The organism is Clostridium sp. NkU-1 (assembly GCA_001312405.1).
The window spans coordinates 375,084-388,993 of sequence record BBDR01000003.1; the positions used below are offsets into that span (position 1 = coordinate 375,084).

At 32.0% G+C, this 13,910-nt stretch carries 18 protein-coding genes and 1 pseudogene; all 19 read left to right on the plus strand.

The window, feature by feature from the left end; translation table 11 throughout:
• Window positions 1-77: 77 nt before the first annotated feature.
• The 19 genes and pseudogenes from JCM10519_RS27435 (at window position 78) to JCM10519_RS07350 (ending at window position 13,764) form a co-directional block, all read left to right on the plus strand.
• The gene (locus tag JCM10519_RS27435) at window positions 78-239 is read left to right on the plus strand and encodes an NAD-dependent epimerase/dehydratase family protein (protein WP_347843433.1); all 162 of its coding nucleotides are present in this window, start codon (window positions 78-80) and stop codon (window positions 237-239) included.
• Complete coding sequence (locus JCM10519_RS27440) at window positions 193-669, plus strand: NAD-dependent epimerase/dehydratase family protein (protein WP_347843434.1); 477 nt, start codon at window positions 193-195, stop codon at window positions 667-669. The genes JCM10519_RS27435 and JCM10519_RS27440 overlap by 47 nt, the downstream gene beginning before the upstream one ends.
• Window positions 670-679: 10 nt before the next feature.
• Window positions 680-922, plus strand: coding sequence for a hypothetical protein (locus JCM10519_RS27445; RefSeq protein WP_347843435.1), 243 nt, complete (start codon window positions 680-682; stop codon window positions 920-922).
• Window positions 923-993: 71 nt separating this feature from the next.
• Window positions 994-1,899 (plus strand): rhamnan synthesis F family protein, encoded by a 906-nt coding sequence (locus tag JCM10519_RS07270; RefSeq protein ID WP_054738410.1) that lies wholly within the window; start codon window positions 994-996, stop codon window positions 1,897-1,899.
• The gene (locus tag JCM10519_RS07275) at window positions 1,883-2,791 is read left to right on the plus strand and encodes a rhamnan synthesis F family protein (RefSeq protein ID WP_054738411.1); all 909 of its coding nucleotides are present in this window, start codon (window positions 1,883-1,885) and stop codon (window positions 2,789-2,791) included. Before JCM10519_RS07270 ends, JCM10519_RS07275 begins: the two co-directional genes overlap by 17 nt.
• A 128-nt stretch (window positions 2,792-2,919) precedes the next feature.
• On the plus strand, window positions 2,920-3,519 hold the full coding sequence (locus tag JCM10519_RS07280) for a rhamnan synthesis F family protein (RefSeq protein ID WP_347843436.1): 600 nt from the start codon (window positions 2,920-2,922) through the stop codon (window positions 3,517-3,519).
• On the plus strand, window positions 3,509-4,336 hold the full coding sequence (locus tag JCM10519_RS07285; RefSeq protein WP_054738413.1) for a rhamnan synthesis F family protein: 828 nt from the start codon (window positions 3,509-3,511) through the stop codon (window positions 4,334-4,336). Before JCM10519_RS07280 ends, JCM10519_RS07285 begins: the two co-directional genes overlap by 11 nt.
• A 40-nt stretch (window positions 4,337-4,376) precedes the next feature.
• The gene (locus tag JCM10519_RS07290; RefSeq protein WP_054738414.1) at window positions 4,377-5,024 is read left to right on the plus strand and encodes a hypothetical protein; all 648 of its coding nucleotides are present in this window, start codon (window positions 4,377-4,379) and stop codon (window positions 5,022-5,024) included.
• Between the two features lie 1,360 nt (window positions 5,025-6,384).
• Window positions 6,385-6,738: a hypothetical protein gene (locus tag JCM10519_RS07300; RefSeq protein ID WP_347843437.1), complete on the plus strand. Its 354-nt coding sequence runs from the start codon at window positions 6,385-6,387 to the stop codon at window positions 6,736-6,738.
• 88 nt (window positions 6,739-6,826) lie between these two features.
• The gene (locus tag JCM10519_RS07305) at window positions 6,827-7,156 is read left to right on the plus strand and encodes a hypothetical protein (protein ID WP_054738417.1); all 330 of its coding nucleotides are present in this window, start codon (window positions 6,827-6,829) and stop codon (window positions 7,154-7,156) included.
• Entirely contained in the window at window positions 7,116-7,478 is a 363-nt protein-coding gene (locus tag JCM10519_RS07310) for a hypothetical protein (RefSeq protein ID WP_054738418.1), read from the plus strand. The genes JCM10519_RS07305 and JCM10519_RS07310 overlap by 41 nt, the downstream gene beginning before the upstream one ends.
• Window positions 7,479-7,903: 425 nt before the next feature.
• Window positions 7,904-8,548 (plus strand): hypothetical protein, encoded by a 645-nt coding sequence (locus tag JCM10519_RS07315; RefSeq protein WP_054738419.1) that lies wholly within the window; start codon window positions 7,904-7,906, stop codon window positions 8,546-8,548.
• A gap of 274 nt (window positions 8,549-8,822) precedes the next feature.
• On the plus strand, window positions 8,823-9,674 hold the full coding sequence (locus JCM10519_RS07320; RefSeq protein ID WP_054738420.1) for a glycosyltransferase 87 family protein: 852 nt from the start codon (window positions 8,823-8,825) through the stop codon (window positions 9,672-9,674).
• Window positions 9,675-10,089: 415 nt separating this feature from the next.
• Window positions 10,090-10,587: an acyltransferase family protein gene (locus tag JCM10519_RS07330; protein WP_054738422.1), complete on the plus strand. Its 498-nt coding sequence runs from the start codon at window positions 10,090-10,092 to the stop codon at window positions 10,585-10,587.
• 780 nt (window positions 10,588-11,367) lie between these two features.
• Window positions 11,368-11,652: a hypothetical protein gene (locus JCM10519_RS27450; protein ID WP_347843438.1), complete on the plus strand. Its 285-nt coding sequence runs from the start codon at window positions 11,368-11,370 to the stop codon at window positions 11,650-11,652.
• On the plus strand, window positions 11,621-12,073 hold the full coding sequence (locus tag JCM10519_RS27455; protein WP_347843439.1) for a hypothetical protein: 453 nt from the start codon (window positions 11,621-11,623) through the stop codon (window positions 12,071-12,073). Before JCM10519_RS27450 ends, JCM10519_RS27455 begins: the two co-directional genes overlap by 32 nt.
• A 471-nt stretch (window positions 12,074-12,544) precedes the next feature.
• Window positions 12,545-12,706: pseudogene (locus tag JCM10519_RS27460) on the plus strand (glycosyltransferase); the annotation flags it as partial.
• A gap of 6 nt (window positions 12,707-12,712) precedes the next feature.
• On the plus strand, window positions 12,713-12,889 hold the full coding sequence (locus tag JCM10519_RS27465) for a hypothetical protein (protein WP_347843440.1): 177 nt from the start codon (window positions 12,713-12,715) through the stop codon (window positions 12,887-12,889).
• 536 nt (window positions 12,890-13,425) lie between these two features.
• Window positions 13,426-13,764 (plus strand): glycosyltransferase, encoded by a 339-nt coding sequence (locus tag JCM10519_RS07350; protein ID WP_054738425.1) that lies wholly within the window; start codon window positions 13,426-13,428, stop codon window positions 13,762-13,764.
• Window positions 13,765-13,910: the final 146 nt, after the last annotated feature.

Consider the following 13,910-nt stretch of genomic DNA (forward strand, 5'->3'; position numbering starts at 1 on the left):
ATGATACAGCGCAAATAGTATGCTCCGAGTATAGAAAATACTGGGGCGAATAAAGACGATAAAGGAGTAATGGAAAGATGAAAAAAGTGCTAGTGACAGGTGCAAATGGATATATTGGACAGCATATAGTGGACAAACTTTTGAAAAGAAACTATCAGGTAATTGCTTGCGATGTAAGGAATACGGGTATTAATGAAAAAGCAATTTTTTTCAGATGTTTCTATATTTTCAGGAGATAAAAGTATTTATGATCAATTAGGAAAACCAGATATATGTATTCATATGGCATGGCAAGATGGTTTTGCTCATAATGCTCCAAGCCATATGCTTAATCTTTCGAAACATTATGAATTTATAACGAATTTAGTGGAAGGTGGTTGCAGACAAATCGCTGTTATGGGTAGTATGCATGAAGTGGGGTATTGGGAAGGTAAAATTGATGAAGGTACTCCATGCAATCCTCTATCTATGTATGGAATTGCAAAAAATGCATTACGACAGTCCCTGATGCTACAGGCTAAAACAAAGGATTGGCAGCTAAATTGGCTGCGAGCTTATTACATATTGGGGGATGATGATAGGAACCACTCTATTTTTACCAAACTTCTAGCAGCAGCAAGAGAAGGAAAAAAAGGAGTTTCCATTCACTTCAGGGAAAAATCAATATGATTTTATTGATGTGGCAGAATTGGCGGAAATGATTGTTGAAGCCTCAACCCAGAAAGAACATACTGGAATTATCAATGTATGCAGTGGACAGCCTATTTCATTAGGAGAAAAAGTCGAGCAATTCATTAAAGAACACAATTTGGATATTTCCTTGCAGTATGGGGTCTTTCCAGATCGTGCCTATGACAGCCCGATAATCTATGGTGATAACACAATTATACGAAAGATTTGTAAAAAAATAGGAAGAGAATAAGATCATGAAATTAATGAAAGACAAAGTGACACGTTTGGGCATATATTTCTTTTTTTGATAAAGACGGTATTGTGGATGATTTTATTACATACTTTATTGGCGATTTGATGAATTCTTTGGATCGCCTGGTTATTGTATGCAATGGGAAGCTTACATCAGAAGGAAAGAATAAATTAAAAGAGTATACCTCTGATATCATTGTTCGTGATAATGAGGGGCTTGATGTATGGGCGTATAAGACCGGTCTAGAATATGTTGGTTGGGAAGAATGTGGAACCTATGACGAGGTCATTTTATGCAATAGTACTTCTATGGGACCAGTTTATCCTTTTGCGGAGATGTTTCAAGAAATGAGAAATCATGACGTGGATTTCTGGGGAATCACCAAAACCCACAAGGTAGAGGACTATGATTTTGGATACAATCCATATGGATACTTGCCTGAGCATGTACAGTCTTATTTTATTGTATACAGAAAAAGTCTCGTACAATCGGTTGAGTTACAGGACTATTGGAATGATATGCCGAAAATCACTTCTTATGAACAATCAGTGGGTCTATATGAATCTGTATTTACAAAGTTATTTGCGGATAAGGGATTTAAGTGGGAAGTATATGTAAATACAGATGATTTTGAAGGAGTAACAGATCAGCCGCTTATGTTTTATCCGGAGAAATTGATTCGAGAACGAAAATGTCCGGTATTTAAGCGTCGTTCGTTTTTTCATATGTATCATGATATGCTGTATCATACAGCGGGGCAATCCACATTGCTTTTATATAATCACTTGGTTTCAGAAAAACTCTATGATGTGAATCTGATATGGGACAATATCTTACGGTGCTATAATTTGGTGGATATAGTTAGACAATTACACTTGAATTATACGCTATCAACGAAACATTCTGATTCTAAAAAAAATAAGAGAAATTTTAAAAAAGCAAAAGATAGCACTTATTATGCATCTATATTTTGAAGATTTATTTATGGAATCATTTACTCTTGCTTCATCAATGCCTGTGGAAGCTGATGTTTACATTACGACAAATACAGAAGAAAAGAAACGGAAGATTGAAGAAATATTTGGAAGTTTAAATTGCAATAAGGTTAGTGTTAAAGTGGTCTCTAACCGTGGACGTGATGTTAGTGCTTTACTAGTTGGAATGAGCGAAATGGTTACTCAATATGACCTCATATGCTTTTCCCATGATAAAAAATCCATACAGAATAGTCGTGGATCTGTGGGAGAAAGTTTTGCTTATAAATGTTATGCTAATATTTTATATAACAATATTTATGTAGAAAACGTGATCGAGTTATTTGCAGAGAACCCTCGAATGGGAATGGCAGTGCCACCAGCTCCTTTACATGGGGAATACAGAGATTTATATGGAAAGAATTGGGGTATTAATTTTAATAACACTCAAAATCTATGTAAGGAACTTGATATACATGTACCTATGAGAGAGACGGAAAGCCCTATTGCACCCTATGGAAGTGTGTTTTGGTTTCGACCGACAGCTATGAAAAAGTTATTTCATAAGCAATGGAAATATGGTGATTTTCCAGAAGAACCATTACCGGTTGATGGAACTGTCTCACATGCTATTGAACGGTGCTATAGTTTTGTGGCTCAATCAGAAGGCTATTACTCCACAATTATTATGAGTGATATCTTTGAGAGGATAGAATATACAAATCTTGATTATTTTGTTGGTAATAATTATGTAAGTGAAGAATTAAGAAAACGCTTAGACGATATGTATAATTCTACTTCATGGAAGGTATCAAAACCTGTTAGGATTTTAGGTGAGTCCTTAAAGTTAATCGTACGTAAGAATGTTAATGATAGGAATGGGGAGCAGTGATATGGTGCTAAAAAAATGACACTAATCGTTTGGGCATTTTCTTTTTTTATGATCAAGATGGAATTGTAGATGATTATATTATATTTTATCTGCAAAATATGCTACCGCATTTCTCGGAAATTCTAGTTGTGTGTAATGGAAAGCTAACATCTGAAGGAAGAGAACGATTTGACAGATTAAAAAAAATAAAAGTTTTGGTACGTTCTAATATAGGATTCGATGTGTGGGCATATAAAACTGGTTTGGAATTTTATGGTTGGGATAAACTCATAAATAAATTTGATGAATTAATTATGTTCAACTTTACTATAATGGGACCGGTGACTTCCGTTAAGCAGATGTTTGATGAAATGAATCAAGAGGACATAGATTTTTGGGGATTAACGGTTCATAATGGCGCAAATTTTGACCCTTGGGGACTTATGGAAGATGGTAAAATTCCTGTGCATATACAATCGCATTTTATCGCTGTGAGGAAAAAGATGTTATCATCTTATGAATTCCAGCGATATTGGGAAGATATGCCTATGATTAATAGGTATGAAGAAGCGGTAGGACTTCACGAAGCTATTTTCACTAAACGATTTGAAGAATATGGATTTAGATGGAAAGTATATACAAATACGGAAGACTTACTTGATGAAACTTTTTATCCAATGTTCAATATGCCTGTAGAATTGATACGAGATAGAAAGTGTCCTTTTTTTCAAGCGAAAATTGTTTATTAATGACTGGGAATCTAGTATTAATGAAAATGCATTTCATGCAGCAGCAGAACTTTATGACTTTTTAGAAAATGAAACAGATTATGACATTAACTTAGTGATAAAGCACATTTTACGAACGGGGAATTTGACTGATTTCATCAATTCTATTAATTCTAGATATATTGCAAAAGACGTGCCCATGGGAAGATATGCGGATAAGAAGATTGCGGTAATTGTTGACGCGACAATTGCGAGTAAACAATATTATTTTTCTAAGTACTTATGCAATATACCAAATGGAGTTGTGTGTATGGTTTTGGCTGAAGATGGAGAATTCGAAAGGATTGTGAAATTCCTGCCTAAGCATATTGAAACTTATCACATAAAAGTAAGTGGGGATGAAAATTGGCTGAGTTTGCTTAAAGAAATATCTAGAAATTATGACTATGTATGCAAAATCAGTAATATTACGGGCGACTATATGGGGATACGCACAAATATAAGATCGTATGCCAATTTATCTTATGATTGTATGTTATCTAATCAGAATTATGTTTATGGAATCATAGATATATTTGAAAATGATGATAATCTAGGGATGCTAATACCAATGAATCCAATCCATGCCGATTATTTTGGAGCCATTGGTCGCGAGTGGGGAGATAGGGAAAATTATGAGGCAGTAAAAACAATGCTTGATGAAATTAAATGTAAGGTTCCAATTTCCTTTTCTAAAAGACCGGTGGTTAGTTTGTCTGATTGTATGTGGATTAGAACTTCTGCTTTGACTGATTTTTTTGATGAAAATACTATTAAAAAAAATTTCGTCTTGGGATAAAAGACTGAGAAGTGATTTACAAAAAGGAACGCTCCGTAATATGGAAGAGGTTAGGGTTATAAGAGAAAACTTTAATGGGTTAAAGTACTTGTATAGCTATATTTTGCAGCACAAAGGATATTACACGACGTATGTTATGTCAGAGAAAGTTATGTCTAATCATCTTACAAATTTTGAGAATTCAGTAGCAAGATTAAATTGTGGTATACATAACTATTATTCTTTAGGTGAATTTCTATTCTCTGCGGAAGCATATTATATGAAAGCAGAAATGAATTTTAATGATGGTAACGGATATCATCGAAAAAATATGGTGACTGAGACAGTTGTGTGTAGAAAATACAGCCCCGAAGAAGTGGTAATCAGATTTCCGATGATGAAAGACACCAAGGAGATCGTCCTTAACCTAGCAACAGGGCATATGAGTATTTGTAAAAATATTAAGTTTATTTTTATCGACAACAATAATTGTGAAGTACAGGTGAATTTAGAAGTAAAGGATAATAGTACAAAAAAAATAGTAAAAGGCATAGATATTTTCTTTGGCATGGGGGCAGAATATCGTTTGAGTGGGAACTTTTTAAACGTAGCAAAAGTTATCGTTGTGATCCAACAATATATTGTTATGCCCTATATGCATGGTATTGAGGAAGGATTTAATAGCAAAAAACGTTTATTTTTAAAATAAAACAAGAATTAAGATGATGAAAGTATGTTTATACCTGTGTTTTTGACATTTCTCCAGATGTTGAAGCTAGATATTTATTTGAGCTTTGTATGATTTAATTTTTTTTATTCCATATGAATTATTAGGTAATGAAGAGTATTTAAGGTGGCATTTAGAACAGCATCTGAGTTTGAGATTTACAGAAGGAACTTGGAGTACTATTTTAATAAGGTAGGCTTAACTTTGTCTCAAAAAAAATAAGAATGAAATATCATCTATGATTATTGAGGCAAAGGGAATAAATGCAGATCAACTAGAGAAAAAAATCTGTTGAGTTATCATATAATGATATTTATTCTGAAGATATAAAAAGTATTTTATCTGAAAGAAAAAAATCAAATATTACGAAAAGCATTTGAAGGCATTGGAAGAAAATATCCGGATTACAGGTAATTACGTTAAGTCATTGAAAAAAAGCAGTGGATTCGCAAAAAAAATACATTAGTAATTTAGAAGTTGTTCAAAACGAGAATATATAATTTGGTATGTTCGCCAGAAAAGGTTTTCTGCAAGACAAAGTCATAAGAGGGAGATTTATAAATGTCTAAGGTAATAAAGATACTTAAGACCAGGTTTTCGTTAATAAAAAAATATTAATTTTTGGCTATTATTAAGCGTTTGGGGAATTTCAACATTTTTCTTTTTTTATGAAGATCAATTAAATACAGTATCTCATTCGGTGTTTTTTTGGAAGTCTATTCTGCATGGTAATATAGCAGGAGGATATCAGGATTATTTAAAGGTAGTTTATAGTGAAATTCCCCATAGGGCAGATTTTCCTATGGTATATGAACCTATGGCTTATATCATTGTTGGCATATTAAGTTTTCCATTAGTGTTACTGAATCAAATTGGCAGATTGGATTTCTGGAGCCCGTGGTTTAATTTGTATGTTAAGTTAGAGCAAGTACTGATGGTATTAGGGTCTGCATACGTTTTATATAAAATTTGTTTAAAGATTGAAGTAGGATTGAAACGAGCCCAATATGCTGTTTTCCTATTTTTGTCTAGTGTTGGCATTGTTTATTTTGCTATTGTTATAGGGCAGATAGAGATATACGTGGTTTTTTTTCTCTTTATGGGGAATATATTATTGGCTTAAACAGGATAATTTGAAGTTTATTTTGTTTTTTGCGATTGCAATACCATTAAAATTTTTTTAGTTTGCTTATATTTTTTTCCTTTGATTTTAATAAGACAGAAGAATGTATTAAAAGTTATAGTAGATTTATTTGCTGGTTGCAGCCTCCATATATTATGCAAAATTATATGGTCAGGGAGCGAAGCTTATAAAATATTAACATTTGAACCAAGTATGCGAATGATTGATGCTATAAAGGTAAAGCAGCTTGCCGGTGGTTTGTCGGGAGGGGAAGGAATTCCTATTTTCATATGTCTTTACCTTTTGCTGTGTTTTTATGTATTTATTAGTAAAAAAAATGATGGGAAATGGGGAATTTATTGCTCCTTTGTAGTTTTTGCACTTTTATTTATATTTGTTGGTCACTATCCATATTGGATTATTATTTTAACTCCTTTTTTGCCAATATTAATCGCTGCTGATCCAGAAGTAGAACTTCTTAATTTATTGGCAGATGTTATAATGTGGAGTTTCTATATGCTTTCAGCAATTTTTTTATCATCAATGGGTAACAAAATGCACAATTTTCAATAACATATTTGCTAATAACAATCTCTTTAATGGGTATTATAAAAATGCAACAGAGTTTTTAACTAGTTTTCAGTTAGATAAGTATGCAGCTATGTTTGTAGCGGGTTATGTGGCTGCCTTAGTCGTTCTTATAGTAATTAATTATCCTAGAAAGATACAATGGGTGATTCCTACTGGACTAAATAAAACAGTTTTGAATAGTTTTCGAATTTTAATTCCAATCCCTTTTCTTTTGTTAATAGTTTATGGTTATTATAAACCCAAGGATCAAGTATTAATCGATACCACTACATCGGAAAGCATGCTTATGGGATACAATTTATTTTCGAAAGAGTTTAATGATTATGGAAATGATGCTCTTACGCAGGAAGTATATTTTGATGCAGATGCAAAAGTTAATACCATTAAGTTATTTTTTTGAAAGACCAAGTAATTCTTTTATAGCAATAGGATCTTTATATATTGAATTGAAGGATATTACAGCACAGAATATTATATATCGGCACCGCATCGGTTACAATGAATTAGTTTGGGGTGACTTTACAGTTTTTGATATAAATAAAAGTGTTTATAAGAATCATACTTACATAATTACTATCAGTAATGACTTTTTCAATGACCCAACGCTACCAGCATATATAAAAATAACTCAAGATAATGCACTAGAAACATCATTGAATTATCTTGGAAGTGAATTAGGAAATGATATTTATATGAAAATTGAAGGGATAGTAAAGGAATAAGATTGTGGGAAAAATATTGGAATAAGGGTTTTTCTTTTTAATCATGCAGAAATCAATTGTTTAAAATGTGATAAAAAAAATATTATAACCTTTTGTTTGAAATTATATTTAAAATATTATCAATTTTTATATGATTGATTTCTTTGAGAGAAAAGAAAGTTTACTTTTACTATTAAATTTGTGACTATATAATGTTGTCAGATATTTTTCTAAAGCTTCCTTAGTGGGATTTGATAGTGGGGATATGATCTTATCAGATATTTATGTGGTATTAAATTTATAATATTAATTGCATGTTATAAAACTATTGAAAGGCAATTATATTCTGGTGATAAACTATTAAATCAGAAGTTGCATTTGGAAAACATAATTATTGGGCAATAATTGTCATATTCAGACTTTAACTATATATTGAGGAGACTTGGTTGGAAATTATGGAGATAATAAAAAAAAGAGCATGGGTGAAAATGACAATTCTCCTTGCAGGTGTTTTTTTGTTGAGCATTATATCAACAAGAATGGTCTTACAGCTAATGAATAAAAGCTTGGCAATTGGGAAAGAAATTTCATATGGAATCAGTGGGGAGAATGTTGTAGGAGAGCTACTTCCTGGTGACGAATTAAGGCAACAATTTGTGATGCCAGTAGACCAGGTAAAGTTGATGAAAATTAAGGTTGGTACTTATCAAAGAAATAATTATGGCATTTTAGCTTTTGTACTTATTGATGATGAATCAGGTAAAGTTGTTTATGAAAAAGATATTAATACGCAAGAATTTAAGGATAATAATTATTATGATGTAGTACCTGATGGAAAGTTGGAAGTCATAAGAGGAAAGCTATATAGTGTTGTTATTACAATTAACCAGTCAACATCTGGCAGTGCCGTAACAGTTTATTATGACGGAAACTCCAATAGTACATTTTATCGGAACCATGTTATACAGAAGGGTGAATTATCTTTAAGCATAAGAGGGAATTATATTAAAAAAAGATGCAGCAATCTATATTTTTACTGCTTTCTTGATGCTGACATTTTCAGTAATATTGATGTATATTGTTTTAAATAGCAATAAAAAGCTTATGAATAATATTTTGTGGTTTGATAAGTTGATTGTAGTGGTTTTAATTTTTGTGCTGGCAGTGTTAATTTCTCAAGGTGGTGATCTTAATATATCTATTTTACATGCATATGAATTTTTGGATTGTATAAAAAAATGGTAAAATATTAGATTTTTATAAAATAGCCACAGAAAATGCACTTTCCGGGAATTATTCTAATTGGGGAGCTGGGATATTATACAGTGCAAATTATAATATACTAATGTATTTTACCTTGGCAGTATGCTTCTGCCTATAAAAATATTAGAAGTAATAGTGCAAAAATCAATAAGCATACACTATGTAATTATTTACATTAATATAATAATAGGTTTTTTGTTAATATATTCTGGAACATTGATTCATAAACTATCTGTATGTTTTGGAGCTGATACTGAAGAAGCAAAAATTGTAAAATATATTTATTTATTGTCACCGATAACATTATTTTCGACAGTCGGATTTGGCCAAATGGATATTTTTGGAGTTATTGTTATGCTTTGGGCCTTGATTTTTTATATGAATGAGAGGATGAATACTTTTTCTTTATTGATATCAGTTGCAATTGCTTTAAAAGCTTTTCCTTTGTTTATATTTATACCGTTAGTTTTACTGATTGAAAAAAGGCTTATATATATAATTAAGTACTTTGTTTTTGGTTTAAGCTGTCCATTGGTCTTTAAAGTAGTTTATGGTCGAGATCCTGTGTATGTTGAGATGAAAAAAGCCTTTGAAAATTTTTATGGTTTTACAGGCAGGCTTTTTCAAAGTCAAATAGAGGGAGCCCACGGAGCAATATCTTTATTCATGTTATTGGTTTTCATAGTATGTTTTGCGTGCTATTATCATAATGTTGAGAAAGAATGCCTTTGGAAATATGTTATCATAGTACCTCTTGTAATATATTCGGGTTTTTCTATTCTTATTCAATGGCATCCGCAATATCTTATTATCTATTCTGTGTTCTTAGCACAGGCCTTTCTGATAAGTAAGGAGAAAAATCGATTCTTAGTATTGGAGTTTTTTTATTGGATTAGGATATTTGGTAATTACATTGTTAGTGTGCGTAAAAAAATGTTGATAATTATATGTTAAACAACGGAATACTCGGAGTGGCTTTCCATAGATATTATGACGGTGTAACGATCAAGGAACTACTAGATGGCCTCGATTTTCAGTATTTGCAAGAAGCAATGATGACGATGTTTGCAGCCTCGATTTTGACAATTTTAATTGTTACATTAAAAGAACAAAAGGGATTGAAAAAGTACGTATGCCAAGATGAAAGTCAGTTTTTAAGAGGCTATGTATATTTAAGAGTGTTACCGCTGATATTGTTCCTTGTGATATCTATTTATTTGTTTTATTATGTATGCTGATTTTTATTAAGAGAGCCAAAGTGATCAGATTGGGACTAAGATGAGGAAAGAGTATTGAAAAAGGAAAGAATTTTTTTATTTGGATTTCATTAGAGCTATTGCAACATTTACAATAGTATTAACGCATTATAATGCGCTATTTTTATATTTACCACAACCACGGCCAGATAAATGTCTTTTATTATATCGAATATTTAATATTTACATTGGAAACTGGGGCGTTTCACTATTTTTTTATTATAAGTGGTGCAGCATTAATGTATACTTATGACAAAAAGTTTGGACTTTGGGATTATTATAAGCGCAGAATGAAAAGTATTTATCCAATGTGGTGGATTGCATATATTATGGCAGCTTCTTATTGGTTTTTAAAATATAAAACTTATAATCCTTGGGGAGTTCCTAGTAATGAAAAGTGGAAAATTATTTTAAGCATTTTAGGATTTGATGCCTATTTTGAAGGAATTACTCCGGTTTTTAAGTTCATTGGTGAATGGTTTTTAGGATGCATTATACTTATGTATATTATTTTTCCTTTGCTGAGAAGAGCTGTGCAAAATATCAAGACAAGTATGATTTTAGTACCTGTTGTCATTTTGTTATATTTTTTTGGGCATATACAAAAATAATACATTATTAGCAACTGATATTCTAGTCTATGTAAGAATCCCAGAATTTCTATTTGGAATGATATATATGAAGTATTGGAAAAATAATTGTTCCAAAGTCTGTGTGTGCGTCTCTGTACTTGTGCTTGCAATGAATCAAATTGTTCATCCATCAATCAATGCAACTGTGCAGACTACATATGTGGGAATTGCAAGCTTCTTATGTTTGGTTTTTATAGCGGAGTTTTTGCAGAGGATAAAGCTAGTCAAGCTATTGAGTACTATAATTTCTAAATATAGTTATCCTGTGTTTTTATTGCACCATTTAATCATATACGAAATAGCAGCGAACTTTGACTTGAATAATATTTCGGAGGGGATGAATGCAATATTGTTCTTAATAATATGTGAAATTGTTGCAATAGGTGCATATTTACTTTATAAGTTAAATTCAGAGTTTGCAAAGTGTTGGGGTGAGAACTAATTTTAATGTTAAATCTATTGTAACTTTGACATTTATGGTCAATTTGACATTAAGATGAAGCGTAATTGAATAAGGAATATTTGAATTTTAATTATGTGCTGGAATATGTTGTAATTTGAAGATGTTGTATATTTATCCTATGAGGCGTGAATGGAGGGTAAAATAGTGATGGGAAGATTAACGGCAGTACTTCCGGTTAGGACCGGAAGCAGTAGGATAAAAAAATAGATATGGGGCTGATAATTATTGACAAAAGGCAGCTATCACAAAGGAGATAAAGATGTATTTTGAACGAGTTATTATAGGTGGTGGGTTATATGGGTTATATTCAGCTTTACTGTGGCAAGATGGGAAAAAGAGTTTTGGTTTTAGAATATGATTCAGCTCCGTTTATGCGTGCTACATACATCAATCAGGCAAGAGTACACATGGGCTATCATTATCCCCGATCATATTCTACTGCGATTAAATCAGCAAATTACTTTTCACGGTTCAATGAAGAATATGACTTTTGTGTACATTCAGAATTTGATCAAGTTTATGCAACTTCTGCTGCCTTTTCATGGACGGATGCAAATCAATTTAAAAAAGTTTTGCCATGATGCAGATATAAAATGTGAGGAATTATCTGTTCAAAAGTATTTTAAACCAGGTATGTGCGATGGTGCTTTCTTAACAAAAGAGTATACTTATGATGCACAAATTTTAAAAGAATGGCTAATGACTGAGATTGCAAAGTATCCTAATATAGAACTTCGATATAATGTACGCATCCAAAATATCAAAAGAACTGAGAATTACTATGAGATGCATTTGAAATCAGGAGAAGTTATAAGTAGTGATTTTGTTTTAAATGCAACGTATGCCTCGGTAAATCAAATCCTTAGACAGTTGGATTTCGAACTATTTAAAATCAAATACGAATTATGTGAGATTATTTTATGTGAAGTGGATGACAAGTTAAATGATATCGGCTTCACTGTTATGGACGGTCCTTTTTTTCTCAATTATGCCCTTTGGTAAGACTGGACTACATTCACTGACATCGGTAACATTCACACCTCATATAACTAGTTATGATGAAGTTCCAATGTTTGAATGTCAGAAAAGGTGTAATGGGTATTGCAGTCCAGAACAATTAGGTAATTGTAACGACTGCATAGCTAAACCAGCTTCTGCTTGGAACTATATGTCTAATTTGGCTCGGAAGTATATAAAAGAGGAATATGGATTTAAATACCATTCCTCTTTGTTTTCTATGAAGCCCATCTTAAAAGCTTCTGAAATAGACGATTCAAGGCCAACGGTAATTAAATATTTTTCACAAAATCCAACATTTGTAAGTGTATTGAGTGGTAAAATCAATACCGTATACGACTTAGACGATGTACTGAGAGGAGAATAACATGGTAAACAATAAAGAAAAAAAATTTTATATCTGTAGTTGCCTATGTTCATAATAATGAGAATGAACTGGAAAATTGGCTAGAGTATATTCTTGATCTGCTGAAAATACACTTCGATAAATATGAAATTGTCTTTGTTAACGACAATTCGTATGACAATAGCATTGCTATAATAAAAAAATTCGTGAAAGAACATCATATCGGTCATATAATTAATATTATACATATGAGCTACTATCATGGTTTAGAGGCCTCAATGAATGCTGGTGTAGATTTAGCTATTGGGGATTTTATTTACGAATTTGATAATTTATTAGTCGAGTATGATCAAGATTTAATATGGAAAGTATATCAGCGATCCTTACAAGGATATGATATTGTCTCAGCAGCTTCAGGTGAAAAGATGGACGTTTTTTTCTACGATTTTTTATAAAATTTATAACTGGGGCAAGAGGCAAGAAGGAAGTGCCTACTCTTTGCAAAGGGAATCCTTTCGGATTTTATCTAGGCGTGCTATCAATCGGGTAAAAGCAATGGGCAATTCTATTCCTTATAGAAAAGCAATGTATATTAATTGTGGACTGCCATGTGACAGCATTTTTTATAGGACGAATGAAAATATAAAGAAGAGTTATGATAAAACGCAAATGAAAAATAGGAAGGAATTGGCCATTGATTCCTTGATTTTATTTACGGATACTGTTACAAAAGTAACCCTTTTGATTAGTTGCTTGTTTTTTTGCTTTTGCATTTTTGGTTGGTGGATATACAGTTTTTGTGTATTTGGGTAATCATCAGCCCGTAGAAGGCTGGGCACCTATTATGGGATTTTTGTCGGCTGGTTTTGGGGGTATTTTTATTATACTAACTATTATCGTAAAATATCTGTCCTTAGCATTAAATATGTTGTTTAAAAAGCAGAATTATCTTATTAAAAGCATTGAAAAGATTACTGATTAGGGAGACGTTATGAAACAATTAATAACAGTTATTGCACCAATGTACAATGAAGAAGAACTTGTTGAGGAGTATTGCCTAACTACGATGGCTGCATTAGACAAAAGCAATTATGCATATGAGATTCTTTTGGTAAATGACGGTTCTAAGGATAGAACCTTCTTAAAAATGCAGAAGATGCAAGAAGCACATCCAAATCATATTGGAATTATTGATTTGACAAGAAACTTTGGATTGGAAGGAGCAATTAATGCCGGAATACGCATGGCTGCAGGGAACATTGTTGTGGTTATGGATGCTGATTTACAAGATCCACCAGAATTGATTCTGGAAATGCTGAAAAAAATATGAATCTGGAGCAGATATTGTTATTGCTAATCGAGAGAAACGGAGAAATGATAATTTTTTTAAGCGGACGACTGCCTCTATATATTATAAAATTTTAGATGATTTATCTGGAAAAATACATCTAGAGAGAGGGGCGGCTAATTATCGTT